The organism is Luteolibacter luteus, assembly GCF_012913485.1.
GTDB classification, from domain to species: Bacteria; Verrucomicrobiota; Verrucomicrobiia; order Verrucomicrobiales; family Akkermansiaceae; genus Haloferula; species Haloferula lutea.
This window is the reverse complement of the sequence record NZ_CP051774.1, coordinates 5506709-5533136: the sequence shown is the minus strand read 5'-3', so window position 1 is coordinate 5533136 and position 26428 is coordinate 5506709. Positions and strand designations below refer to the sequence as shown.

Sequence of the window (26428 nt, the reverse complement as noted above, 5' to 3'; positions counted from 1 at the left end):
GGGCTGCATTGCCAATGTCGGATAGGGGGAAGAAATCTTGGTAAAATGGTCCCTTGGTAGCAAAGGATCTCTTTTCGGGTGCCCCGATGGGGAGGAGCGGTTAGAAGCGGCATTTCAGCGAAGATCCGCAACTCATCCCTCCACTTCATGATGAAGCCATTCCTGTTCAGCTCGTGCCTTGCCCTCGCCACGTTCCCTAGCGCCCACGCGGCTGTGATGATCGTGCCGGACTCGATCCATGAGGTCAGTTCCTTCTTTTCTCCCGAGTACAAGCCGCAGAACACGATCAATGGTTCGGGGCTCCCCGGTGATTACTCCGCATCGAGTATCCACGCGGCCTACTCCAATACGGGGGGCGGCAATCATTGGACAAGCGCGGCGGACACCCAGCCGCTGGATCAGTTCATTACCTTCGCCTTCAACACGGCGCAGGACCTAACGAGCTTCGTCATGTGGAACCACCAATCGAATGGCGGGATCTCGACCAACTCTGGCTACGACGTCACGCTCTTCGACCTCACCTTCTACGCCGCGGACGGAACGACAGTTCTCTTCACCCTGAATGACCTCGCTGCCCAACCGGACACAGCGTCCGGCCAAGTTTTCAACTTCAGCGTGGTCGAAGGTGTATCCCTCGTCCGCTTCGATATCGAAGGCGTGCAGGGGTCCAATGATTACACCGGCCTTGGCGAGGTAGCCTTCATGGCGGTGCCGGAGCCGGGCGCGGCGATGCTTGGGGTCATGGCCTTGGCCGGCTCCGTGATGCGACGCCGCCGGAACTGAGGGTGCAGAAAGAAAAACGGCCAGGACATCGCTGCCCCGGCCGTTTTCGAAATCACTTGTCGACCTTCACCTTGAAATCTCCGAGCGCCCACTGGATGCCCGCGAGGTAGTGGCGGAGGACCTTCGGGTTCCAATACATGTCGTGGTTGTGGCCCAAGGAGCAGTAGAAGACGCGACCCTTGCCCCATGAACGGGCCCAAGCAACACCCCAGTCCTTGTCCTCACGCTTGAGACCCTGGACATTCATGTCCGACTTCTCGGGATCCAGACGCAGGAGCATGTGGACCTTCTTCGAGTCGTAAGGAGCCTTCAGCTGATAGATCTCCTCTTTGAAGTCGACATTCTGGCCGTCGAACATGGCCACCAGCGGATGCTTTTCCTGGCCGGGTTCCACCTTGATCGAGACCTGGGTGCCGGCACCCCAAGGGTGGCCGTCGAAGTAGCCGCCGATCATGTCACCGTAGTCGGACCAATCGTAGAAGGTATCGGTAGCGGCGTGGATTCCGACGAAGCCCTTGCCGCCCTTCACGAAGGCCATGAGACTTTTCTGCAGGCGCTCGACCTTCTTCTCAGCATCCTTCTTGGCCTTGTCATCCATGGCCTTCAGCTCGTCCCCTGAGGGTGCGAAAGGATTCATGGTAGTGCTGAGGAAAACGATGGCGTCGAACTGATCGATCGTCTTCGGCTCGAAGTTGGAAAGATCGTCGCTGATAACGGTCTCGAAGGCTCCGGTCTTTTTGCCGAGTTCGGTCAGGGCGACCTTGCCGGTGGCGATGGACTCGTGACGGAAGCCGGCGGTCTTCGAGAAGATGAGCACCTTGCGGGCCTTGGCGGGCTTGGCGTAGGGCTCGGACGGCAGGGCCTCTGCAATCTTGTCAGCGGCACCCGGTGGCGGTTGCTCGGAATCGTTGCTGGCGGCAACGAGGAAGAACGCGGCGGCCGCGCTTGCAAGGGGGAGGAATAAGGTGGGTTTCATGGTTTGGACGTCATTTGAAGACCAGAGGATACAAGGAAATTACGGTAAAAGGAAACTACGGATGATTGCCGGGATTCCTCTCCGATTTCCGTGCCGTCCCGGATCCGGTGGATGTGGTTTTTTGGAATGCCCCCACCCCGGGTCCAGACAGGGCGGTGGCCATGCAGAGAAAGACCACGGGACACGCCGGATGACCGGGCGCCCCGTGGTCCAAGTTTTTCAGTGACCCGGCTTGGTCCAAGCCGCGTTGTTCTTCGCGGAAGCCACGGTGGCCTCGATGAAGGCCATGCCCGCCACGCCGTCATCGACGTTCGGGAAGTCATAGCCCTCAGGGCGCGGGAACTTGCCTGCCAGCTCGTCGCGAATCGCTTCAGAGGCGGCGAGGTAGACGTTCGCGAAAGCCTCGATGAAGGCTTCCGGGTGGCCGAAGGGCAAGCGCGTGAACGCGGATGCCTCCGGGCCGTTGTAGGAATTCCCGCGGCGCCAGATCTCGCGCGGCTTGTCGAGGAACTTCACGACCAGCTCGTTCGGATGCTCCTGGTGCCACTCGATCGATCCTTCCGTGCCGTAGACGCGGATGTTCAGGTTGTTCTCGTCACCGGTCGAAACCTGCGAGGCGTAGATGATGCCCTTCACGCCGTTCTGGTAACGGACCAGCACGTTGCCATCATCATCAAGGCTGCGGCCCGGAATGAAGGTGGTGAGTTCGGCGGCCAGTTCCTCGATCTCCAAGCCCGTGATGTAGCGGGCAAGGTTCTCGGCGTGCGAGCCGATGTCACCCATGCAGTTCGATACACCCGAGACATTCGGGTCCATGCGCCAGTTCGCAATCTTGCTCGGAGCGGCTTCCTTGAAAGCGCTGGAAGCATAGCCCTGAGGATACTCGGCGACGACCTTGAGCAGGCGGCCAAGCTTGCCCGCCTTCACCATCGCGCGAGCTTCCTTCACCATCGGATAGCCGGTGTAGTTGTGCGTGAGTGCGAAGACCTTTCCGGAGCTCTTCACGATCTCCGCGAACTCCTTTGCCTCGGCGAGGGAAAGTGCCATCGGCTTGTCGCAGATCACGTTGATGCCCGCCTTGAGGAAGGCCTTGGCCACCGGCACGTGGAGGTTGTTCCGGACGACGATCGAAACGAAGTCGATCCGCTTGTCCGCCGGGAGCGCGGCTTCCTTCTCAGCCATCTCCTCGTAGGAAGTGTAAACGCGGGAAGGATCGAGGAAGAAGTCCTCGCCCGAGAGCTTGCTCTTCTCCGGATCGGAGGAGAAGCAGCCGGCGACGAGTTCGATCTTACCATCGAGATTGGCAGCCATGCGGTGCACAGCGCCGATGAAGGCACCACGGCCACCACCGACCATGCCCATGCGGAGTTTGCGGTTCATAGGAGATTGATTGAAAGGAACGAACCGCAGAGTCGCTGAAGTCGCTGAAGTCGCGGAGGTGAACGCGGAGAATCCCGAAGGGGCTATCTCTTTGCGCTATTATCTGCGGCCTCCGCGTTTTCGCGTCTTCGCGGTTCGTTGATTTGATTAGACGGCCACCGGTGCCTTGGTGGCAGCGGACTCGTAGATGGCGTCGATGATCTTCATCAGCTTCAGCGCCTGGTCCGGGGTGTTGAAGGCTTCTGCCTTGCCTTCGATCGCTTCGATGAAGTTCGCGGCGGAAGCGCTGCGGCCCATGTCTTCGCACGCTTCGGTGACGATGCTACGGTTGACCGAGCGACCGTTCTCCTGGACGTAGAGTTCGCAGGTATCGATGGCGGTCTCATCGATGCCATCGCGGCCGAAGAGACGCTCCACCTTGCCGCCAGCCTTGGCACCTTGGAAGACCACGGAGACTTCCTCGCGCTTGATCATTTCCGCCCAGGAGACCTGGAGGGAAAGAACCTGGCCGGTCTTGAAGGTGACGAAGCCGTGGGCAGCCGCCTCGACATCGTTGGTTCCGTCGGCGCGGTCCGGGATACCCCAAGGACCCTTGAAGCCCTTGTCGGTGATGTGATCGTCAAAGGTCTGGGCAAGCACGTGTGCCGGCTCCGGATAGCCCATGAAGTAAAGGGCCAGATCGATCATGTGAAGGAGGTCGATGACCGGACCACCGCCGGAGAGAGCCTTGGTGGTGAACCAACCGCCGAAGCCCGGGATGCCGGTGCGGCGGATCCACTTGGCCTGAGCGGAGTTGATCTTACCGACCGTGCCATCCGCGATGTACTGCTGCATCGCGATCGACTCGGGCCGGGCGCGATTATTGAAGTTGAACATCAGCTTCTTGCCGGCGGCGTTGGCGGCGTCGATCATCTCCTGCACCTCGGCGGCATTGAGCGCCGGGGGCTTTTCGCTGAAGACGTGCTTGCCAGCCTTCAGACACTGAAGGGCCAGCGGCTTGTGGAACTTGTTCGGAACGATGATCGAGACGGCATCGATGTCAGCCTCGGCAAGCATCGCGTCAACACTCTCGAAAGCGGACGGGATCTGCCACTGGGCGGCGGCGCGATCGGCAGCGCCCGGAGCCGGGTCGGCGACGGCATTGACGACGGCTCCTGCCTGGCGAAACCCGGCGGCGTGGTAGCGCAGCATGCCGCCGGCTCCGATGACTCCTACTTTGATGGACATGAGTGTGGAAATTATTGGTTCGATTTGTCGAAGGCGGCGTCGAAGGCGACGGTGTTCCGCGGGAAGTCGAGGTTCTTCACGAAGGCGCAGCTTTCGGTCGCGCCGTGGAAGCGGTCCATGCGGCCGTCTTCCCACTCGATGGAAAGCGGGCCGTTGTAGCGAGTGTCATTGAGCGCGACGATGACTTCCTCGAAGTTGATGTCGCCGCGGCCGACGCTGCGGAAATCCCAGTAGCGGCGGGCATCGCAGAAATCCGTGTGACCGCCGAAGACGCCCACGGTGCCATCACCGTGGCCCCACCACACGTCCTTCATGTGGGCATGATGGATACGGTCCGAGAATTGATAGATGAACTTCACGTAGTCCACGCCCTGATAGCCGAGGTGGCTCGGGTCGTAGTTGAAGCCGAAGCGCTTGTGGCCGCCCACGGCCTCGATCGCCCGCTGTGCGGAGACGATGTCGAAGGCGATTTCGGTCGGGTGCACTTCCAGGGCGAAGTAAACGTCTTCCTTATCAAACGCATCCAGGATCGGCTTGAAGCGCTTCCCGAAGTCATCAAAGCCCTTCTGGATGTATTCCTGGCTGGTCGGCGGGAAGGCATACAGCGCGCCCCAGATCGAGGAGCCGGTGAAGCCGTTCACGACGGTCTTGCCGGAACCGGCAGGATGACCGGCCATGTATTCCTTGCCGGCATCGAAGAACTTGCGGGCTGCCTTGGCGGTGTCGATCAACTCTTGGGCAGCACGCTGACGGACGCCTTCCGGATCGCCATCACCCCAGATTGCCGGAGAGAGGATCGCCTTGTGGCGGTCATCGATGGGGTCACAAATCGCCTGGCCGACGAGGTGGTTCGAGATCGCGTAGCAAGCGAGGCCGTGCTTCTTCAGCAACTCCCAGCGGGCCGGAATGTAGGCCGGGTCATTGAGAGCGGCCTGGACATCGAAATGATCGCCCCAACAGGCGAGTTCCACGCCATCGAAGCCCATGGCCTTGACCTTGGGGAAGAGTTCCTCGGCGGGGATATCGGCCCACTGGCCGGTGAAGAGTGTGACGGGTCGTGACATGATGGTTTGGGCGGAATGGTGCGTTGAGATTGGCTAAGGCCTTTCACCGGGGGAAAGGCAAAATCTGCTGGAAGCATGAAAAATGCGACATGCGACCGGCCACGCTTGAGCGATCCGGCGCGGTCCAGCAAGAGCGCGCCGCACCCTACCCGCTTTCGGGGACAAATCCTGAGATAGGCCGGTTCCCGCGACCTCTGCCCAAGCAGCCTGTTCCGCCTGTTAAAACAGGGAAAATAACAGGCGAAACCGGTCGAATCGAGGCGCGCCTGCTGCCGGACGGAGGCGTGCCGCCTTGGGGATGCCGGGGTTTGGAACGACTTTGAATCTCATGGCAGCGGGAAACTTGGCCCATTTCGCCACAGGCTTCTACTGCCACGCGGAGCCGATTTGGATCAAAGCTGTATGGCAGATTTAAGCGAGCCGGGTGAATATGTCCCCTCTCGCCCCACCCCCTCCCTTGACCTGAGGCTGGTCCGGGCTGAATCTCGGCGCGCCCATGGCCACCGAGCTTACCTTCAGCCCCATCGAGGAAATCATCGCCGAAATCGCCGCCGGCCGCATCGTGATCGTGGCGGACGATCCGGATCGGGAAAACGAGGCGGATCTGATCGCCGCCGCTTCCCTGTGCACCCCGGAGATCATTTCCTTCATGGCGGTCCATGGCCGCGGGCTTGTCTGCGCCCCGATCACCCAGAAACGGGCCGAGGAGCTGGACCTGCCGCAGATGACCCGCCGAAACCGCGAGGTCCAGCGCACCGCCTTCACGATCTCCGTGGACGCCGCGGATGGCATCACCACCGGGATTTCCTCCCCCGATCGCTGCCGCTGCGTGAAGCTGCTGGCCGACCCGAATGCCGGGCCGGATGACTTCGTCCACCCTGGACACACTTTCCCGATCCAAGCCCGCGATGGCGGCGTGCTGCGGCGTGCCGGCCACACGGAGGCCGCGGTCGACCTCGCGCGTCTGGCCGGACTCGAACCAGCCGGCGTGATCTGCGAGATCATGAACGCGGATGGCACGATGGGCCGCGTGGGTGATCTGGGCGATTTCCAGAAGGAGCATGGTCTGAAGGCGTGCACGATCGCCCAACTGATCAGCTGGCGCCGGAAATCCGAGAAGCTAGTGGTCCGCGAGGAAACGATCGGACTTCCGACCGACCACGGCGAATTCACCTGCCACCTCTACCGGGTAGAGACGGATGGCTCCCACCACCTGGCGCTGGTCCGCGGGGACATCGACTCGTCCCAACCGGTGCTGGTCCGCGTGCACTCCGAGTGCCTGACCGGTGATGTCTTCCTATCCCAGCGCTGCGACTGCGGCGGCCAACTGGATGCCGCGATGGAGCGGATCTCAAAAGAGGGCGGTGTGCTGCTCTACCTCCGCCAGGAAGGTCGCGGCATCGGGCTGGCGGCGAAGATCCATGCCTACAAGCTTCAGGAGCAAGGACTCGATACGATCGAGGCGAATGAGAAACTCGGTTTCGGCTCCGACCTCCGCGACTACGGCATGGGTGCGCAGATTCTCTGCGACCTCGGTGTTCGCAAAATCCGCCTTTTGACCAACAACCCGAAGAAGGTGGTCGGCCTTGAAGGCTATGGCTTGGAAATCGTGGAACAGCTTCCGATCAGCCTGCCGGCGAACCCACACAACGCACGCTATCTGGAAACGAAGCGCGAGCGGATGGGCCACAGGCTATAAGGGAGCGGCAGATCGTGGGCAACTGGATCGGAGCCGGAGCGGAAGCCCCGTCGTGGTGCCGAGGGTGGATCTAAACATCTGCAACGTCGGTGCCTCGAATGCCGACGAACAGCATTTCTCGACCCCCACGACCGTCTTCACCGGCAGCTCCATCGTGGATCTTTCGAGTTTCACCAATCTCCCTGCGGCGAAACGATTGGGAACGTGGCCCTAGGCTATATGCCTACGCAGGCCAGGGCGGCATCATCAGTCAGTTCGAGGTGGTCCCGGAGCCGGCATCCTGCGCGCTCGCGGCCTTGGGTGCGGTGGCCGCATTTCTGCGCCGCCGCCGTTAAACCAGAGCTTTTTTATTCAGGTTGCGCCGGAATCCGGGCGCAGCCTGTTAGGACCCGCCGCGAATCCGCGCAGTCCTAACAACCGGGGAATCCAGTCGAACGGGACGGAGACCGCGGAGTTTTCTCGTAAAAGGGCGACTCCCTGCTTCACTGGCGGAAGAGATGGTGAGCAGCGTCGGATCCGCAGCTATCACATGGCTGGCTCTTCTTTCCCTGGGCGTGCTACAAGTCACTGCCCAGGAACGCGACACGGCTCTAGCGGAGATTGTGGGGCCCTTCCTTGAGGAACATTGCATCTCCTGTCACGGTCCGGAGAAGCAGAAGGGCAAGCTGCGGCTGGACACGCTCTCACCGGACTTCCATAGCCCGATCTCCGCGGAAAAGTGGAAAGAGGTGCTGAATGTCATCAACGGCCATGAGATGCCGCCGGAAGATGAACCGCAGCCTGCGGCGGCCGATGCAGCACGCTTCGCGGAATGGGTGGAAGCCGAACTCGCCCGTGCGGAGGTGGCGAAGCGATCGACGCGGGTGGTGCTGCGGCGGATGAACCGCACCGAGTATGACAACACGATCCGCGATCTCATCGGCGTGGATTTTCATCCTTCGGAGGACTTCCCCGAAGACCCACCGGCGGGTGGCTTCGATAACATCGGGCAGGCGCTCACGATCTCACCGATGCAAGTGGAGCTCTACTATGCGGCGGCCCGGGAGATCCTGGACCGGGCTCTGCCCGAAGGCCCGCGGCCGGAGCGTGTGAAGTGGCGTTTCGAGCCGGAAGAAAACACCCAAGGGCTGGACCGTTACCGGGTGCGGCGTGGAAACGACGACGTGCTCCTGAACCCGGGGGAGAACCCGGTCGAGAAAGGCTTCACGGTGATCCACCACAAGGCCTGGAACAAGAACATCGGTTTCAGATCCTTCCATGTGCCGGCGGCCGGCGAGTACATCGTTCGTTTCCGGGCTGCAGGCCGGGTTCCCAACAGAAAGCAGGTGGTGGCTGCGGGGCAGAAGATCCTGGCAAAGCATCGCGACGAGGAGATCGCGAACAATCCGGAAGGAGCGAAGTGGCACCACGAGGCATTCGAGCAGAAGATGAAGATCTTCGCCGGGCACCGGATGTATGACTACGGCCCGCCGCGGGTGAAAATCACCCGGCATCTGGGCGGCGCACCACGAGTGGTCGCGGAGATGGACGTGCCCGCACCGGCCAATGCGCCGGAGTCGTACGAGGTTAGGGCCTACTTCAATACCGAGGAGGGAGGGATCGACCTGGAATATGCCTACGATGTCCCTAGTACTCTGGAGAATTTCTGGATGCAGGAGCGCGAGGAATTCCCGCGCCCCGAGCTGATGGTGGATTGGATCGAGCTGGAAGGACCGGTGTATGAAAGCTGGCCGCCGGAGAGTTCTCGGCGGCTGCTTCCCGACATCCCTGTCCGTGAGCAGGATGAGACCGCGTACGCCCGCGAGGTGTTGGCGCGTTTCATGCCACGGGCTTATCGGCGGCCCGTGGACGCGGCGGAGATCGATGCGAAGCTGGAGCTCTACAAGAAGCTCCGTGCAGAGAAGCCGTCCTTCGCGGAAGCGATCAAGGTGCCGCTGGCCGCCGTTCTGGCCTCTCCCCATTTCCTCTATCTGGTGGAGCCTGAGTCTCCCGGCACTGCTCCGAAGCCGCTGAACGGCTACGAGATCGCGACCCGGCTTTCCTATTTCCTCTGGTCTTCCATGCCGGATGAGCGGCTGACGAGCTTGGCGGCAAGCGGCGAACTTCAGAACCCGGATGTACTACGTGAAGAAACCCGGCGCCTGCTGGCGGATCCGCGGAGCGGAGCCTTCGTGACGAACTTCGCGGGCCAATGGCTTGGACTGCGGAAGGTGGGAGCGAATCCTCCATCCCGAACGCTCTACCCGGACTACGACCGGCATCTGGAACTCAGCATCGTCCGGGAATCGGAGGGGTTCTTTGCGGAGATCCTGCGCAGCGATCTGGATGCGCGAAACTTCATCCGTAGCGACTTCGTCACGATCAACGAACGCCTGGCACGTCACTACGGCATCCCTGGCGTGCGGGGTGATGAGATCCGGAAGGTGATGGTGAGCCCGGAATCGCGCCGCGGCGGGCTGGTCACACAGGCGTCCTTTCACTCGATCACTTCGAACGGCACACGCACCTCACCGGTGCTGCGCGGCACCTGGATCCTGAAGACCTTGCTCGGTCGGGACCCGGGCCTGCCGGTGGCAAACGTGGGCGAGATCCAGCCGAAGGTGCCGGGCATCGACAAGGCGACGGTGCGGCAGAGGCTGGAGATCCACCGGCAGATGGAGTCCTGTGCGCGCTGCCACGACAAGATCGACCCGCTGGGGCTGGCGCTGGAGAATTTCAATGCGGCGGGCGAGTGGCGCGATCAGGAAGGCCATGGCTACAACGGGAGGATCGAGAAGGATGATCCGGTGATCGATGCGAGCGCGAAGATGCCGGATGGCACGGAGTTCACGGGAGTGGCCGGGCTTCAGGAGCAGCTGATGAAGAGCGAGGATCTCTTCCTGAACGCGCTGGCAAGCCGGCTCACAACCTACGCCCTCGGGCGGGAGTTGGGATTTTCCGATCAGCCTGCGCTGCGCGGCTTCGTGCAGGAGATGAAGGGAAATGGCTACACGATGCGTTCCCTGATCGAGGCGATCACGACCTCCGAGCTTTTCACCACGAAATAAACTGCAGCCACGCGATGAACCCGCTCTTCCACACTCCCCTCTCCCGGCGCACGGCCTTGCGCGGCATGGGTGTCACGCTGGCGCTGCCACTGCTGGAGGCGATGCTGCCGCGGACGCTCCATGCAGCGCCATCGACCTACCGGCCCTTGGCCAAGTCGGGTGCCAAGCCGGTGCCGCGCGCGATCTTTTGCTACGTCTCGAATGGTGTGAACATTCTGGACTGGGTGCCGGAGGAGAAGGGCAAGGGCTATAAGCTCTCCCCCACCCTCGAGACGTTGAAAGAGCATCGCGAGCAGTTCTCGATTTTATCCGGTCTCGGACATCCGCACTGTCTCGGCGGGCATAGCGGTGGCGATACGTGGCTGACCGGGGCAAATCTGCAGGCGGTGCCGGGAAAGGACTACACCAACACCATCTCGGTGGACCAATTGATCGCGGAGAAGGTGGGGATGAATACCCGCTTTCCTTCAATCGAGATCGGGGATGAATCCGGCACGGGGACGGCGATGCATAGTCACACGCTGGCATTTGATCGCAACGGAACGCCCCTGCCTGCCGAGAATAGCCCGCAGCGTTTGTTCGAGCGGCTCTTCGTGCCGGATGGCGCCGATTCGCGGGATGCGACTTTGAAGCGCTATGCGGAGAAGCGCAGCATCCTGGATGATGTGCTGGGCGAGGCGCGGGCGCTGGAGAAGAAGCTGGGCAAGGAGGATAAGGGCAAGCTGGGCGAATACCTGGCAGCCGTGCGCGAGACGGAGTTGCGGGTGCAGCGCCAAGAGGCATGGGTAGATGTGCCGAAACCGGTGATCGATTCCGCGGGCCTGCAACTCAATAGCAAGCCGGGCGATGCGCATGACCGGCCCATGTGGCTGGATGTGATGCTGGAGCTTTCGTATCTGGCCTTCGTGACCGACACGACGCGGGTGATTTCCTTCGAGTGGGCACGTGAGGCGGGTGGCTATGGCGTGGGTGGTGAGAATCACCATGAGCTTTCGCACCACGGCGGAGATCCGGAAACGCTGAAGAAACTCGCAGTCGTGGACCGGGGTTATCTGGAGCGGCTCGCTCGTTTCATGGAACTCCTGAAATCGACGGATGAAGGAGGCATCCCGATGCTGGATCACACGATGCTGGTGTATGGCTCCGGCATGAACAGTGGTCCGGGCGGTGATCATTCGCCGAAAAACCTGCCGCTGCTGGTGGCGGGTGGCGGTGCCTACGGACTGAAGCACAACCAGCACATTGCGCATGATCCGGACAAGCATCCGCCGCTGAGCAATGTACTCCTGACGGTGGCACAGAAGATGGGAGTGGAAACGGAAAGCTTCTCCGATAGCAGCGGAGAGTTCTCGGAACTGCTGTAAGCGCAGGGGCGGCTTTTCTTTTCGAGGAAGACGAGCCTAGGGTTCAGGCATGATCCGGAAGGCATTCGTGATGTCGGTAAACGCCGGCTGCGAGGACGAATACGAGCGGCGGCACAAGCCGATCTGGCGGGAACTCGAAGAGGTCCTGAAGGCACATGACGTGCACAACTACTCGATCTTTCTCCATCCGGAGACGCGGCAGCTTTTCGGCTACGCGGAGATCGAGAGCGAAGAGCGCTGGGCCGCAATCGCCACGACGGAGGTGTGCCAACGCTGGTGGCGGCACATGAGCGATGTGATGCCGGCGAATGAGGATGCCTCGCCGGTGTCAGCAGAGCTGCGGGAGGTGTTTCATCTGGCTTAACAGCTACTCTTCGAAGAGCTCCATGAGAGAATCCGCGAAAAGGGTCATCCCCCGGGCATTCGGGTGATTGATGGAATTTACCATGAGCGTGGTGTAGGGGATGCCCTGCCGCCAGAGCCTGCCATAGCGTCGCGCGGCGTCTGCAAGGAGCACCGGGTTGTCCGCGGCGAACTTCCGGAGCATGGCCACGTAGGGCCTAGGATCTTCGTCGATCTCGCGCTCACGGCTCAGTCCCATCCATGCCGGGATGACGTAGTGAGGAGTGAGAATGATCCACTCGGCACCGATCCCCTTGAAGTCTGTCAGAATGCGGGCGTATTGCGGAGCCATGCCATCCAGGGGTAGACCGGCGTCGTTGACGAACTCCGAGATCACGAGATCAGGTTTCAGCGCCAACACCTTTTCCTGATAGTTGTGGGCACTACCCGGTGGCTCCGCGAGGTAGGCAGAGGTGGTGCGGCCACCCCAGGCTTCCGAGAGCAACTCGATCTTTGCCTGTGGAAATTTCGCACGCAGGCGGGCGACAAATTGCTCCTGCCACTTTTCTGCCTGCGGGAGATAGCCCGCAGCGGTAACGCTATCACCCCATGCTAGGATCCGCAGGGGCTCCCCGGAGCGTAATTTCTCCATGATGCGCGGGAACTTCTCCGCGACCTTCGGTGGCACGGGAGCAGACCCGGCAGGATAAGCAGCCTCAATCACCGGAAAGAGGTGATCACCGGTGAGCCGAGGAATGGGTCCGGGGATCCAGATATTCGCCAGGCGGCGCTCCCCTTCCTTCAAGCGGGGAGCTTCCGGAGCTGCAGGAGCTCCCCTGCCCTGGCGAACTACGATATTTCCCGTAGTTTCCTGAACGATTGAATCGAGCCGCAAGGAGGTGTGCCGGTAGCTGGCAAATATGGGGACAGCTTCGCCGATCGCCCCCCCGGTGATCCGGCCGAAGGTGCCCCAGCGATTCTCCATCTCCCAGTCCTTCCCGCGAACGAATGCCGGTGAAGCCGGATCCGCACTGGCCCGAAGCGTGACCGTGGCGGCGTCAATGAGATCCGGGGTCGCGCATTCCTCGGCGAGGTTGCCGGCGAACTTTGCGCCATTGTTCCAGCCTCCGCCGTTCGCATTGTAAACCGGGAGCGAGGCGAAGGCCTCTGATGTCACCTCTTGATAGGCAGGCGGTGCGATATCAAGCAGTGTCACGGTTTCCGAATGGCCATGTTTCACAGACACCTGCCAATCACCCGTGATCGAGACGCTGAAGGGGTTGATAGCCTCGGGAGATGGAGCGGCAGCGGACGACTGCTTGTCCATGAGCCATGCGAAGAGGTCACGGACCTGCTCATGGGAAAGAGCGTCGAGCATCCCTTCCGGCATGAGCGAAACGGGCAGGGTGTCCGTTCTCACGACATCGCCTGCGGGCACGGAGGTCCTTTCGGTGAGGGTTTGCAAGGTGACCATCCGCTCGTCCTTCGCACGGATCATGCCGCTCAAGACGCGACCATCCTTCAGAGTCAGGATGGAAAGCTGGTTCTCCTTCGCAAGCACGGCACTGGGGTCGATGATATTCGCAAGGAGGTAGTGCAGGTTATCCCGCCCTCCTCCGGTGAGATCCGGACCGATCGCACCGCCTTGCCCATACATCGTGTGGCAGGCACCACAGGTCGCAGCGAAGAGAAGCTTCCCTGCTTCCTTGTTGCCAAGGGCGATCGTCTTCGGGGTGAGATAGGCTTCCCATTTCGCGACGGCTGCCCGCTTGTCGGCACTGGAATCCCGAACGTCTCCCCAAAGTTTCGCAATGCGTGTGTCGAGCGTTTCGTCCTTCAAGCCACGGATCTGGCGGACTTGAAAGGCGCTGATTTCCGTCGCCGGAATCGATCCCGCGGCTATCGCATCTAGCAAGCGCATCGCCCATGCGGGGCGAAGGATCAGGACACCGATCACCGCGCTTTTCTCCGCAGGGTGCACCTGATTGAAGGCTGCGATGATCCAATCCGCCGTCGCGAGATCATCTTCCAGTGACAGTCCTTCCGCGGCAGTGGCTGTCAGGCCGGGAGTGGCGAAGGAGCCGGTGCACAGTTCGTGGAGCCCGTCCACCCGCGAACCGATGAGGGCCCGGAGCGCGGTGCGGCGTGCCTCGATATGCGCCGTATCATCACGCAGGATGGCTACTGTATCGGCGATCGATTTCGGATCGGAGAAGGTCAGGCCGAGCTTGCGAGCGAGGTCTTTCACGGAGGCATCTCCGGATTCGGCCAGAGCTTGCGCCAAGAGGGACCAAGCTGCGGGAGACTTCGTGCCGTGCAGCCCTTGAAAAGCGCGGATCATTCCTTCCAAGAGATCCGCCTGCCATGCGGCGCTTGCGGACGGAGCGTGACGCAGGAGCGAATCGAGCGCGCCATCCGTGTCCACCGCCTTGCTGGCGAGACGCCGGGAGATCTGGATTCTCACCAAAGGAATGGCGCAGTCCTTTGCCAGCACCGCGAGTTCGCCGGGACGAGAATCGCCAAGCGGCTCAATGCCATACCACAGCATCAGCGGCAGATTGTGATCCGCAGCATCCTCCGCCCGGGCAAGCAAGGGACCAGCGATGGATGAACGATGCTCCAGCGGGAGCCGCTGCAAAGCAGATGCTAGTGCAAGTCGGACAGTGGCAGACTTCTCCTCCTGTGCGATCCTCGAAAGGACGGCCAAGGTTTCCGGTTCCGGCATCACCGCGCGGTCATCTAACAACAAGCGGAGCGCCCACACGCGAACGTGCTCCTGTCCGTCACCGAGGAGGGATCGTAGGAAAGCCGGATCCGCCTTGCTGATGGCAGATAGGGACCAGAGGTAGCGTAGCCGAAGGACTTCATTGCTGGTCTCCGAGAATCGATGGTGAAGCGCGGCGGCGATACCGGCCATGTCTTCACCGGAGGCGGCACGCTGCTGCAATAGCAAGCGGCTGCGGCGGGCGAACCATTCATTCCGATGATCAAGAAGCGGGAGCAAATCGCTGCTGGGTAGCAGTGCCAAATCTCGGACGGAAGAAGCGGCGGGGGCTCCATGGGTAATCTTGTAGATACGCCCGGAAAGACGATGCACCCCATCGTCATCATGGCACTCGCCGGTATCCGACCAATCACTGATGAAGACGCCGCCATCGGGCCCATAGAGCAGATCGATCCCCCGGAACCAAGGATCGGGTGAGAACGCCAGGTCGGGGCGATGCCGGCCAATGTAGCCGCCGCCCTCCTTATCCAGCCGCTCTCGATTCAAGCGACGGCCGTGGAAGTTGATGGTGAAGAGATCACCGCGGTAATCCTCCGGCCAATTGTCCCCCTGATAGATCATCAGGCCGGTGTGGGCATGACCACCACCGGCCGAGGAGGACTCCTTGCTCATCCCCTGGCGGATCTCGTCCCACTTTTCCGAGGTATCCCAGTGAACGTGGTCGGCGTGCTGATCGATCAATTCGTAGACGTGGGGATTGTGATCATCGCCGAACATCCGCTTGTAATGGGCACCGGGAATCACATGCCAAAGGTGGCCGATGACGGTATTGATGAAAAAGGCTTCTCCATGAGCATTCCAATCCATGCCCCACGGATTCGTGGTGCCCTCGCAAACAAGCTCCGTGCTGCCGTGCTGGGGATGGTAGCGCCAGATGCCTGTATTGATCCGGGTTCGCTGCTCATCCGAAACTCCCGGTTTACCGATGAGGGAAGTGCCTAAGATCCCCTGTCGGCCATAGAGCCATCCGTCGGGCCCCCAACGCAACCCATTGGCCATGGTGTGCGCGGAATTTTTGATATCAAAGCCATCCAGCACTACCCGCGCGGGTTCGTCCGGCACATCGTTGCGATCGAGATCCGGAAGAAAGACCATCTGCGGAAGGGTGAGCGCCCAAACGCCGCCCATGCCGACCTCAATGCTGGTAAGCCGCTCCAAGCCCTCGGCGAAAATGGTGCGCTTATCATGGCGGCCATCGTGATCCGTATCCTCCAGAATCACGATGCGATCCCTAAGTTTTCCCTCATAGTAGCCGCCACTATGCCCGGCATACATGTAGCTTTCTGCGACCCACAAGCGCCCGCGGTCGTCGAGACACATCGAAATCGGCTGGCGTACCGCTGGCTCCGCGGCGAAGACCGTGGAACGGAAGCCCGGAGGAAGTTCCCAGCGGGAGGCGGCTTCCTCAGCGGCAAGCGGGGCGTCGCTTGATTTCTCGGAATTGAAGGGCTCCGGAGTGTCCGCCCCGGCGGCGGCCACGAGGGCCAAGAGACAGAGGAATCCGGGTGTCGCCCGAGGACAGGCCTCGGGAAGACCGAAATTGATGATCCGGAACAAGGATGGCATGAAGAGTCTCGGGTTTGCGGACGGGGTCCAACATCCCTTAACGGATGCCGACCCCTCGACTCTATCAAGTCCGGCAAAGAGACACCCCCGCGGAGGGGCCACCCGCTACGAGGCCAGCCACTGCGCCGCCCGCTTGGCGTAGTAGGTCAGGATCATATCGGCGCCGGCACGCTTGATGCCCATGAGGCTTTCGAGGGCGATGGCCTTGCCATCCACCCATCCGGCGGCGGCAGCGCTTTCGATCATGAGATACTCGCCGCTCACCTGGTAGGCTGCTACGGGAAGCGTCGTACATTCGCGGACTCCGGCGATGATGTCGAGGTAAGGACCGGCTGGCTTCACCATCACCATGTCCGCACCTTCCGCTTCATCAAGCAGCACCTCGCGGATAGCTTCGCGGGCATTCCCGGGATCCATCTGGTAGGTCTTCTTGTCGCCTTCCTTCGGCGCGGAATCGAGTGCACCGCGGAAGGGTCCGTAGAAAGCTGAGGCATACTTCGCGGAGTAGCTGAGGATCGAGACGTTTTGAAAGCCCTCCGCATCCAGTGCCGCGCGCATGGCGGCGATGCGGCCGTCCATCATATCGCTGGGTGAAACGATGTCCGCACCGGCACGGGCGTGGCAGAGCGCCTGCTGGCAAAGGATTTCCACGGTCTCATCATTGAGGATGTGGAGTTGACCATGTTCATCACGGCGGACCACGCCGTCGTGGCCGTCGGAATTGTAAGGATCGAGCGCGACATCCGTGATCACGCAGAGCGTGGGATGCGCGGCCTTCAACGCGCGGATGGCGCGGGGCACGAGGCCATCGTCATTGTGGCACTCTTCGGCAAGCGGGGTCTTGAGATCTTCCTCGATCTTCGGGAAGAGCACCACGGCGGGCACGCCAAGTGCATGGGCTTCGCCTGCTTCCTTCACCAAGCCCTCCAGAGACCAACGTGTGACGCCGGGCATGGAGGCGATGGGCGTGTCCCCGGCATCTTCATGGAGGAAGAGCGGCAGGATGAAATCGCCGGGAGTGAGCACGTTTTCACGCACCAGAGCGCGGATCGCGGGCGTGCGGCGGTTGCGACGGGGACGGATCGGAAGATTCATGAGTCAGGTGTTCACGAGGGCCGGCTCAGTAGTCGCCGACGCCAAGATTGCGGTAAAACTGGCGAAACTCCGGGCTATTCATTTCGCTCTTGGTGGTGCCGGTGAAGAGAAAGGAGTCCACGGCCGAATCCCCCATGAAATGCACGGCGCGCGAATGCTTCGCCAAGTCAGAAACACCGGGCAAGGGGCGGCACCGGATGTCCACAACCTGAGCGTCGTTCACCCGGTAGGTTTTGACTGAATCGATCACATGATTCTTGCGGGTCATCGCGATGTAGCTCGCAGCACTGTCCCCGGACTCGCATTTGATCTTCATCTGCTGGACGAAGCGATGGGAGTCGGGGGAAAGCCAGATGGATGCTTTCTTCGAACCACCTTTTGCGAGATCACCACCGCTCCATCCCGCGGGCCGCGGCCCCATTCCGCGCAAGGAGGGTCCGCCGCCGGATGGAGCACAAGAGCTGAACCCCAGGCAGCAAGACAAGAGGAGAAGGGCAGCGGCGAAGGGATGATTCATCGTCATTCAGACTCAGGAAACAGGACTCAGTTCGTAGCTTTCCTTGCCATCCTTCATGTTCCAGCCCAGGCCGGTGAGTTGCTGGCGCATGGCATCGGCCTTTGCCCAGTCCTTCGCGGTACGGGCGGCCCAGCGTTCTTCGGCAAGGGCCCGAATTTCTGCTGGCACCTCGGCTTCGGGTTCTTCTTCCGGCAAGGTCAGGCCCAACGCGCGGAGAATGCGGTTGAAGGCCGCAAGGGCTTTCGCGGCGTCCTCGCCCTCCAGCTTCACAGACTCCCGCAGGCCGGTGAACAACCCACCAAGGCAGCCCGCGGTGTTGAGATCATCGGTGAGGGCCTCCCATGCGGCTTGGAAGGGGCCGAAGTCCACGGAACTGAGGACGACATCAGCGGGGACCTTCGCGGCGAGATTACGCTGGCCCTTGGCGAGCTTCGCCATGGCCTCGCGGGCTCCGTGCAGGGAGTCCAAAGTGAAATTGAGCTGCTTCCGGTAGTGAGCGCCGATCAACACGTAGCGGAGCTCCATTGCGGTGAAGCCCTTCGCTTTCAGCTCATCGAGCGTGTAAAAATTCCCCTTCGACTTCGACATTTTCCCGCCATCCACGAGCAGGTGGGTCGAGTGAAACCAGTGGGCCGCGAAGTGGCCACCGCAGGCGCACTTGCTCTGGGCGATCTCATTTTCATGATGCGGGAACATCAGGTCCTCCCCCCCGCCATGGAGGTCGAAGTCGGCACCAAGGTATTCCTGGATCATGGCCGAGCACTCGAGGTGCCAACCGGGACGTCCCTCACCCCACGGAGAAGCCCAATAGTTCTCGCCGTCCTCGGGCTTGCGGCCCTTCCACAGCACGAAGTCGGAGAGGCTGTCCTTCTCGTATTCGTCGGAATTGGCGCGTTCGTTCTGGGTCTTGCCCAGCTCCAACTCGCGGGTGTCGAGGCGGGAGAGCTTTCCGTAAGCGGGATAAGAGCCGATGTTGAAATAGACCGAGCCATCCTCGGAGGCGTAGGCATTCCCCTTCTCCACCAAGGTGGCGATCATCGCGATTTGCTGCGGAATGTGATCGACCGCACCCGGTTCGACGTGAGGCGGCAACATGCCGAGTGCTTCGCAATCGGCATGGAACTTCTCCGTCCAGAAGCCGGTGAAGTCCTTCAGCGATTTGCCCGCAGCTTGGGAATCCCGGATCGTCTTGTCGTCCACATCGGTAATGTTCCTGACATGGAAGGTCCGTGTGCCGCTGGTTTCCAGGGTGCGACGGAAGACATCCTGCAGCACGAAGGTCCGGAAGTTTCCGATATGGGCGGGACCATACACGGTGGGGCCGCAGCAGTAGAACCGGTAGGTCGTGCCGTCGAGGGGGCGGAGCTCCTTGAGCTCGCGGTCCAGCGTGTCGTAAAGCCGCATCGCCGCGGGTCTAGCGGGTGACGCGGGTGATTTCAACCGCGACCATGCAAACAGCGCAGATCATTGCCCCACGCGGACCTGATGCAGGCGGGGCGGCTGGCCGGCCTCGACGATTTCAACAGGGATTACCCATGCCGTTTCGCCGGCTTCCGCCGAAATGGAATGTACCGAGGAATCCGCTGCGTGACGACCAGACGCATCCGCAATCGACCGACGCGCCGCCAAGGTCAAGGCGGCACAGAGCAGCGCGAGGGCAAGGAGCCTGATCCGGTCGAGGGTCATGCGAGGGCAGCCGCAGAAAACTTAAATTTTTACAAATTATCAAGTTTATTTAAAAATTTTTGAGATTCGCCAGCTCCCCTTCCCCATGCTTTTTTATGGCAGCCATGGCGCGCGACGAACGATGGAAGCAGGTAGGAATCGGACTGGCGGTCCTCGCAGGGGTCCTCTGTGTCGGCCTCCTGCTGGTCTTCGGACGTCATCTTCCCGGCTTGGCTGGGGAGTTCTTCGCGCGGATACTGGGCATGGTCACCACGCCCTTCATTTTGGAGACCACGCTGTGCGTGCTCGGCTTCGTGATCGTGATGACCCTGAACTACTGGCGGCAATGGCGTGACGGCGATGAACTCGTCTATCTGGACGAAGTGAAGAATCCGCCGGAAAGCATGCCAGACCAAGCCAAGTGGGCGGTCTACAAGGACAAGCCGCTGGAACCCGGCGTAATCGCACCAGCCGACCTTCTGGAAGGCTCGATCGCCATCGGCGATCATGAAGCGGCCATCGAAATTCTTACCTCGATGAGCGATGCCGAGCGCTCCGCGCCGGAAGTCTTGAAGCTTCGCATCACCCTCGCTGAAGCGAGTGGCAAGACCGAGCTGGCCGCACAACTGCGGGCTCAGCTTGGCAAGGCGGGAGTCTGAAATGGAGTGGCGCCGAGATTAGCGCCACCCCCTTCCAAGGGAATTTATCGATTCCGGCGCGCTGCTTCCTCCAGGAAGATCTCAGCAAGACGGAAGCAACGGCGCGAAATCTCACGCGCGTCATGGTCATCGATGAGGGCAAGCCCCTCTTCCCCGACCTCGGCTTGGAAGATTTTCCAAGCCTTCTTTGCCACTTGTTCAGGATCGAGCTTGGGACGCGGCGCGGCGTGCATGGCCTGCGCGGCGGGAGCATGCGCATGCTCCGAAGTTTGCTGCGAAGCCTGTGGAGGCGCTTCACCATGCGGCACCACGGCGTGCGGATGCTGCTGCTGGGAATGGGAGTGATTTCCCTGCGGCTGCCCCTGCGCACCTTGTTGGCCGTGCTTCTTCTTGCGCCGGCGGCGCTTCTTGGAATTGCCTCCGGGTTCACCTGCCGGAGTTTCGACAAGCAAAGCAATGCGACCGGCGTCGTGGCCGTCGGAACCGCCCTCGGAATGAGAACTCGAAGCGGCAATCTCGGCGGGCACGGACTGTTCCTTGCGCTCCGGCCTAGGCTCGGCAGGAGCTGCGGGAGCAGGCGCTTCCACCACTGCGGGAGTGGGAGCGGCTTCCGCTTCCGGAGCGGGCTTGGCCTTCGCCGCCTTGCGGACAGAAGGACGCTTGCGAGCCACCTTCGTGGCCGGAGCTTCGGCGGGGGTGGGTTGATCTACGGAATCTTCGCTCATTGTTCGCGGGAAAAAAGCCTTCGTGATGGTGGAACGTCGAGCCGAAAGCCCGGTTCTTGGCAGATAGATGAAAAATAAAAGCCGCCGGGATGACTCGGCGGCTTTATAAAGTTGTGCGGAAAAGAGGCCGCGCAAGCCCGGCCCCGACTATTCCGTTTACCAGTTCTTGATGTCGTCCAAGCAATCCTTGTGCTTCGGATCGGCATTGGTCTTGCCGTCTGGACCACAGGACCAGATATCGAAGTCAGGATTCACGGCATCCGGCGTGTCACCGGAACGATAACGGAAATATTTACCCCAAGGATCGATGATGCGAGCCTGCTGGCCCTTTCCTTCCATCCACGCTTGGCCGGACTTGGTGTTGTTATCCGGATCCAGCTCCGGAAGATAAACCACGCCGCCGTTATCGCGGGCTTCGAAGCCATCATAGTAAAGATACTTGTAGAGCACCTCGTCACCGCGTTCGCCAGCCGGGTCATTGGCCGGTGGATAGGAGCGGTTATCATTGAAGTAGTTCTCCAAGGAATTCTCGATGAGCTTCACCTGAACCTTCGCCTTCTCACGGGCGTTCTTCTGGTTGATGAAGGACATGCCCGCCATAGTCAGGCCAGCGAGGAGCACGATGATCGCCACGACGACCACCAGTTCCATCAGGCTGAAGCCAGCGGCATTGCGCCGGGATTCGTTGATTTTCATGGGTATCCGGGTTTTATGATTCGGGTGCCTGTTTTCGGAACCGGCACCCGGTTTCCGATCACATGTTGCCCATTTCGGAGATGATCTTGATCAGCGGCAGGAAGAGCGCGAACACCACGGCACCGACGACAAGAGCAAGGACGACGATCATGATCGGCTCCAAGATAGAGGTAAGCGCGGTCACGGCGTTGTCCACTTCGTCGTCGTACACGTCTGCCACCTTCAGAAGCATTTCCGGGAGCTGACCGGTTTCTTCACCCACGTCCACCATGGAAATCACCATGGAGGGGAAGATGTTCGAGGTCTGCATCGGGGACACGATGGATTCACCTTCCTTCACCGCCTCGTGGACCTTCTCGATCGCGTCGGACACGACCACGTTACCGGCGGTGTCACGGGTGATATTGAGGGCTTGGAGGATCGGCACACCGGATGTCACGAGCGTGCCGAGCGTGCGGGAGAAGCGGGCGATCGCCGACTTCCGCTGGATGTCACCGAAGATCGGGAGCTTCAGCTTCAAGGAGTCGATGATGCGGCGGCCCTTCTTGGTCTTGCCCCACATGTTCATCAGGAAGCCGATGAGACCGAAGGCGATGAACACCCAGACGATGTTCGGGATGATCCAGATCGAAGGCTTGAGGAAGAACTTCGAGGTGCCGAAGACGATCTGAGAGATCATCGGCAGCTCCGCGTCCTTGCCGAGTTCGGCGAACATCGTTTCGAACTTCGGAACGATGAAGAGCATGAGGAAGACGAGGATCGCCACGGCGATGAACATCACGATGACCGGATACACCATCGCGGACACGATCTTGTTCTTCAGCTTGTGGGCCTTTTCCTGGTATTCCGCGAGACGGACGAGCACGACTTCAAGCACACCGCCCAGCTCACCGGCTTTCACCATGTTCACATAGAGCTTGTTGAAGATCTTCGGGTGCTGGGCGAGCGCCTCAGAGAAAGTGGAGCCGGATTGAACGGAATCGGCGAGGGCGCCAATAGTGCCCTTCAGTACCGGATTCGGTTCCTGCTTGGCGAGAACGGTAAGACCGCGGAGCAGCGGCAGGCCGGAGTCGATCAGCGTCGCCAACTGGCGGGTGAAGATCATGAGGATCTTCGGCTTGATGCGGCCGCCGGTGGTCGCCTTCGGTCCCTTCTTGGCAGGAGCCTTGCCCTTCTTGGCACCCTTCTTAGCGGCCAGCTTGCCCTTGCCGGCCTCGACAACCTGCAGGGGGTAATAGCCCTGCGAACGCAGTTGCTGGATGGCTTCCGCTTCGCTGGTGGATTCGATGGTGCCGGACATCTGCTCGCCCTTGGCATCCGCGGCGGTGAATTGGAACTGAGGCATGGGGTTGTTTTTAAATCGAGTGAAAGGAATGTGATCGCACAATCGATGGCTGGCGACTCAAAATTCGCGTCGAAAGGTGTTGGATCAGGTGTATTTCAGGACCTCTTCGATGGTGGTGTGGCCAAGGTAAATATTCCGCAGACCGTCCTCGCGGAGGGTATGCATCCCCAGCTCCATCGCCTTCTGCTTCAGAACCACCGTCGGGGCACGATCGGTGATCAGCTCTCGAAGCGGGTCGGTGATATCGAGCAGCTCGTAGAGACCCTTACGGCCCTTGTAACCGCTGTTTCCGCAGATCTCGCAGCCGCGACCGGTGAAGAAGTCCTTGTCACCCAGTTCATGGACAGCCACGCCGAGCTGCATGAGGATGCTTTCGTTCGGCTCGTAAGAGGCCTTGCAGCTCTTGCAGATCGTCCGGACAAGACGTTGGGCAAGAACACCTTCCAGCGAGGCAGCCACAAGGAAAGGTTCGCAACCCATGTCCACTAGACGGGTCACCGCACCGGGCGCATCATTGGTGTGAAGGGTGGAAAGCACCAAGTGACCCGTGAGCGAGGCCTGGATGGCGATCTGGGCCGTGTCCATGTCACGCATCTCCCCCACCATGATACGGTCGGGGTCCTGACGCAGGAAGGCGCGGAGCACGCGCGGGAAGGTCAGACCGATCGACTCGTTCACCGGGATCTGGACGATGCCGTCGATGTCATACTCGACCGGGTCTTCCGCGGTCAGGAGCTTTGAGTCGATGGTATTGATCCGAGCCAGCGCGGCGTAGAGCGTGGTCGTCTTACCTGCACCGGTTGGACCGGTGACGATGAAGATGCCGTTCGGCTTCTCGATCGTGTCGCAGATGTATTCGTAAATCGCATCCGGCAGGTGGAGATTCTCCAGCGAGAGATTGACTGAAGAGCGGTCAAGAACACGAAGCACCACGGATTCACCATACTGCGTCGGCAGGGTCGAAACACGCATGTCGACCTGACGGTCACCCACCTGCTTCACGATACGACCGTCCTGCGGCACGCGGCGCTCGGCAATGTTCATGTTCGACATCACCTTCACGCGCGAAATGATCGCCACGGAAAGGTGCACCGGCGGCGGGGCCATTTCGTAGAGCGCACCGTCCACGCGGTAGCGGATCTTGAATTCCTTTTCGAAGGGCTCGAAGTGAATGTCCGAAGCGCGCTCCTTGATGGCCTGGAAGAGCACCAGGTCCACGTAGCGGATGATCGGAGCGGAGTTCGCCTCGGCTTCCAGTTCGGCGGCGCTGAGATTGGCGTTCACGCCGGTCTCAAGCTGCTGGAGGATGTCCTCCATTGCCTTTCCTTCCCCGCCGTAGCACTCGTTGATCTTCTGCTCGACCAGGTAGTCCGGCGCGATCGCCAGCACCACCTCGCGGCCGAGCGCGAAGCGCAGGTCTTCGATGGTCTGGGGATTCATCGGATCCACCAGCGCGATGTGCAGACCTTCCGCATCGAAGGCTACCGGCAAGGCACCGTGGAGACGGGCCATACCAGCCGGGACCAGGGCAAGAAGTTGCTCCGGCGGAGTCCAGTTGCGGAGTTCCACCAGCGGGGCACCGAGTTCGGAGGCCACCACCGGCCAGACATCGTCGCGGTGATTGATGACCTGGAAGTCTGCGAGGATCTCGGCGGCTTCCTTGCCGCTGTTGTCCACTTCGTGGAGAATGTCCTGCGCCAGCGAACGGTCGATCAGTCCGCGGCTTACAAAAAGTTCTACGATCTGGTTACTGTCCATGGATCGGGTTTTAAAGAATCGGAAATAAGAATTCGGTGGGTAGGGCGTCCGCGGATCAATCGAAGTCGGACATCGTCACGTGGATGACTTCGTCTGCGGAAGTCAGACCGGCGAGCACCTTGCGGATACCGTCATCGCGGAGCGTGCGCATCCCCAGTTCGCGCGCACGGCGGCGGAGCTGGCTGGATGTCAGGTTTTCGTTGATCATGTGGCGCACCTCGTCGTCGATCTTGAAGAGCTCGAAGAGGCCGAGACGACCGCGGTAGCCACCCTGGCGGCACTTTTCGCAACCGTTCGGGCCCATGACCTGCGAGCTGTCGCCACGCGAGGTGTCGAAACGGAGCGCACGTGCTTCCTTGTCGGTGAGCTCGTGGGGCTGCTTGCAGACCGGGCAAAGCTTGCGGACCAAACGCTGGGCGAGCACGGCGCGGACGGCCGAAGCGATCAGGAAGCGCTTGATGCCGATATCCGCGAGACGGGCGACGGCGGAAGGCGCGTCGTTCGTGTGGAGCGTGGAAAGCACCAAGTGACCGGTGAGCGATGCGTTGATGGCGATATTCGCCGTCTCCGCGTCACGAATTTCCCCGATCATGATGATGTTCGGCGCCTGACGGAGCATGGCGCGGAGCGCCGCCGCGAAGGTCATGCCGATGTCCGTCTTCACCATCACTTGGTTGATGCCGGGAAGCTCGTATTCCACCGGGTCTTCCACGGTGATGATCTTCTTGTCCGGCTTGTTGATGACGTTGAGACAGGCGTAGAGCGTGGTGGTCTTACCCGAACCCGTGGGGCCCGTCACCAGGATGATGCCGTCCGGCAGGCCGATCAGGTTCTCGAAGTTCGCCTGGTCATCCGAGAAGAAACCAAGCTCCGGCAAGCCGAGCACAAGGGCCGACTTGTCGAGAATACGCATGACGATCGATTCGCCGTGGTTCGAAGGCACGGAGGAAACACGAAGGTCGACCTCCTTGTCACCGGCCTTCACCTGGATACGTCCGTCCTGCGGCAGGCGCTTTTCGGCGATCGACATGGTGCCGCTCATCACCTTCAGACGGGCGACGATGGCGGGAAGCAGTTTTTTCGGGTGATTGTCCACCTCGACCAGCTTGCCGTCGATGCGGTAGCGGACCCGGACGGAAGTCTCCAGCGGCTCGATGTGAATGTCGGAGCAGCGGATCTTCATCCCCTCCACCAGCATGTTCTGGACGAGGCGGATGATCGGGGCATCGCTATCGGAGGATTCCACGTCGTGGCCGCCGGTAACGTCCATCGAGCTCGAATCGGTAGCCCCGTAGAATTGCTTCAGGAACATCTGCACCGCATTCGCCGGCGCACAGACGAAGTTCACCTCCCGACCCAGCACGTGGGGCAGGCTGTCCATCGTCTCGAAATTGAAAGGGTCAGCGACCGCGACCGTAAGATAGATGCCGTCGTCCGCGACCGGGATCGCCTTGTAGCGGCGGGCGATATCGTCCGGGATTTGGTCCGCCACTTGGGGAGGAATCGCCATTTCCGCCAGATCGATCGCATCGATCCCGGCATTTTGGGCAAGAACGGCGGCAACCGTGCTCTCCGAGAGATCGGTATCGCTAAGCAACTTTTCGATCACGGAACCGCCTTTGCGACGGGCCTGATCGACACTATCGGGTGACACCGCGCCTGCCTCCACGAGCAGGTCGGCCAAGTAGTCTTCGTTAGAGAACACGGGTTTTCGGGCCTTTGGGAAAACGATTCG

21 protein-coding genes are annotated in these 26428 nt (G+C 60.9%); 8 read left to right on the top strand and 13 right to left on the bottom strand.

What is annotated here, in order from left to right; genetic code table 11:
• Nucleotides 1-147: 147 nt before the first annotated feature.
• Nucleotides 148-783 carry a hypothetical protein gene (locus HHL09_RS22900; RefSeq protein WP_169456999.1) on the top strand — a complete coding sequence of 212 codons (636 nt, stop codon included), beginning with the start codon at nucleotides 148-150 and terminating at the stop codon, nucleotides 781-783.
• Nucleotides 784-835: 52 nt separating this feature from the next.
• Here the strand turns inward: HHL09_RS22900 and HHL09_RS22895 are convergent, their stop codons facing one another.
• The 4 genes from HHL09_RS22895 to HHL09_RS22880 all read right to left on the bottom strand — a co-directional run bounded on the left by HHL09_RS22895 (nucleotide 836) and on the right by HHL09_RS22880 (nucleotide 5430).
• Nucleotides 836-1759, bottom strand: coding sequence for a ThuA domain-containing protein (locus tag HHL09_RS22895; RefSeq protein ID WP_169456998.1), 924 nt, complete (start codon nucleotides 1757-1759; stop codon nucleotides 836-838).
• A 219-nt stretch (nucleotides 1760-1978) separates the two neighbouring features.
• Complete coding sequence (locus tag HHL09_RS22890) at nucleotides 1979-3139, bottom strand: Gfo/Idh/MocA family protein (RefSeq protein WP_205760917.1); 1161 nt, start codon at nucleotides 3137-3139, stop codon at nucleotides 1979-1981.
• A gap of 147 nt (nucleotides 3140-3286) precedes the next feature.
• Nucleotides 3287-4366, bottom strand: a complete 1080-nt coding sequence (locus HHL09_RS22885; RefSeq protein WP_169456997.1) for a Gfo/Idh/MocA family protein — start codon at nucleotides 4364-4366, stop codon at nucleotides 3287-3289.
• 11 nt (nucleotides 4367-4377) lie between these two features.
• A complete protein-coding gene (locus HHL09_RS22880) occupies nucleotides 4378-5430 on the bottom strand; it encodes a sugar phosphate isomerase/epimerase family protein (protein ID WP_169456996.1) in 1053 nt (350 codons plus the stop codon).
• Nucleotides 5431-5926: 496 nt separating this feature from the next.
• Here HHL09_RS22880 and HHL09_RS22875 point away from each other — a divergent pair, with 496 nt between their 5' ends.
• From HHL09_RS22875 to rhaM, 6 genes are all read left to right on the top strand, one after another.
• A complete protein-coding gene (locus HHL09_RS22875) occupies nucleotides 5927-7129 on the top strand; it encodes a bifunctional 3,4-dihydroxy-2-butanone-4-phosphate synthase/GTP cyclohydrolase II (protein WP_169456995.1) in 1203 nt (400 codons plus the stop codon).
• A gap of 64 nt (nucleotides 7130-7193) precedes the next feature.
• Nucleotides 7194-7343, top strand: a complete 150-nt coding sequence (locus HHL09_RS26615; protein WP_240963689.1) for a hypothetical protein — start codon at nucleotides 7194-7196, stop codon at nucleotides 7341-7343.
• 46 nt (nucleotides 7344-7389) lie between these two features.
• Nucleotides 7390-7464 (top strand): PEP-CTERM sorting domain-containing protein, encoded by a 75-nt coding sequence (locus HHL09_RS26875; RefSeq protein WP_425491669.1) that lies wholly within the window; start codon nucleotides 7390-7392, stop codon nucleotides 7462-7464.
• Nucleotides 7465-7683: 219 nt separating this feature from the next.
• Entirely contained in the window at nucleotides 7684-10176 is a 2493-nt protein-coding gene (locus HHL09_RS22865) for a DUF1592 domain-containing protein (RefSeq protein WP_205760916.1), read from the top strand.
• 14 nt (nucleotides 10177-10190) lie between these two features.
• A complete protein-coding gene (locus HHL09_RS22860) occupies nucleotides 10191-11540 on the top strand; it encodes a DUF1552 domain-containing protein (RefSeq protein WP_169456992.1) in 1350 nt (449 codons plus the stop codon).
• Between the two features lie 49 nt (nucleotides 11541-11589).
• Nucleotides 11590-11904: an L-rhamnose mutarotase gene (gene rhaM, locus HHL09_RS22855; RefSeq protein WP_169456991.1), complete on the top strand. Its 315-nt coding sequence runs from the start codon at nucleotides 11590-11592 to the stop codon at nucleotides 11902-11904.
• Nucleotides 11905-11907: 3 nt separating this feature from the next.
• Here the strand turns inward: rhaM and HHL09_RS22850 are convergent, their stop codons facing one another.
• The 4 genes from HHL09_RS22850 to cysS all read right to left on the bottom strand — a co-directional run bounded on the left by HHL09_RS22850 (nucleotide 11908) and on the right by cysS (nucleotide 19249).
• The gene (locus tag HHL09_RS22850) at nucleotides 11908-16233 is read right to left on the bottom strand and encodes a PVC-type heme-binding CxxCH protein (protein ID WP_169456990.1); all 4326 of its coding nucleotides are present in this window, start codon (nucleotides 16231-16233) and stop codon (nucleotides 11908-11910) included.
• A gap of 105 nt (nucleotides 16234-16338) precedes the next feature.
• Nucleotides 16339-17328, bottom strand: coding sequence for a porphobilinogen synthase (gene hemB, locus HHL09_RS22845; protein WP_169456989.1), 990 nt, complete (start codon nucleotides 17326-17328; stop codon nucleotides 16339-16341).
• A 25-nt stretch (nucleotides 17329-17353) separates the two neighbouring features.
• Nucleotides 17354-17749 carry a hypothetical protein gene (locus HHL09_RS22840; protein ID WP_169456988.1) on the bottom strand — a complete coding sequence of 132 codons (396 nt, stop codon included), beginning with the start codon at nucleotides 17747-17749 and terminating at the stop codon, nucleotides 17354-17356.
• Nucleotides 17750-17857: 108 nt separating this feature from the next.
• Nucleotides 17858-19249 (bottom strand): cysteine--tRNA ligase, encoded by a 1392-nt coding sequence (gene cysS / locus HHL09_RS22835; protein ID WP_169456987.1) that lies wholly within the window; start codon nucleotides 19247-19249, stop codon nucleotides 17858-17860.
• A 386-nt stretch (nucleotides 19250-19635) separates the two neighbouring features.
• On the opposite strand from cysS, the gene HHL09_RS22830 reads away from it, so the two are divergent.
• The gene (locus HHL09_RS22830) at nucleotides 19636-20169 is read left to right on the top strand and encodes a hypothetical protein (protein ID WP_169456986.1); all 534 of its coding nucleotides are present in this window, start codon (nucleotides 19636-19638) and stop codon (nucleotides 20167-20169) included.
• Between the two features lie 44 nt (nucleotides 20170-20213).
• Here HHL09_RS22830 and HHL09_RS22825 read toward each other — a convergent pair whose 3' ends face one another.
• The 5 genes from HHL09_RS22825 to HHL09_RS22805 all read right to left on the bottom strand — a co-directional run bounded on the left by HHL09_RS22825 (nucleotide 20214) and on the right by HHL09_RS22805 (nucleotide 26398).
• Nucleotides 20214-20894, bottom strand: coding sequence for a hypothetical protein (locus HHL09_RS22825; protein ID WP_169456985.1), 681 nt, complete (start codon nucleotides 20892-20894; stop codon nucleotides 20214-20216).
• Nucleotides 20895-21050: 156 nt separating this feature from the next.
• The gene (locus HHL09_RS22820) at nucleotides 21051-21590 is read right to left on the bottom strand and encodes a type II secretion system protein GspG (protein ID WP_169456984.1); all 540 of its coding nucleotides are present in this window, start codon (nucleotides 21588-21590) and stop codon (nucleotides 21051-21053) included.
• Nucleotides 21591-21648: 58 nt separating this feature from the next.
• A complete protein-coding gene (locus HHL09_RS22815; protein ID WP_169456983.1) occupies nucleotides 21649-22935 on the bottom strand; it encodes a type II secretion system F family protein in 1287 nt (428 codons plus the stop codon).
• Between the two features lie 84 nt (nucleotides 22936-23019).
• Nucleotides 23020-24693 carry a GspE/PulE family protein gene (locus HHL09_RS22810; protein WP_169456982.1) on the bottom strand — a complete coding sequence of 558 codons (1674 nt, stop codon included), beginning with the start codon at nucleotides 24691-24693 and terminating at the stop codon, nucleotides 23020-23022.
• 55 nt (nucleotides 24694-24748) lie between these two features.
• Nucleotides 24749-26398 carry a GspE/PulE family protein gene (locus HHL09_RS22805; protein WP_169456981.1) on the bottom strand — a complete coding sequence of 550 codons (1650 nt, stop codon included), beginning with the start codon at nucleotides 26396-26398 and terminating at the stop codon, nucleotides 24749-24751.
• Between the last annotated feature and the right edge of the window lie 30 nt (nucleotides 26399-26428).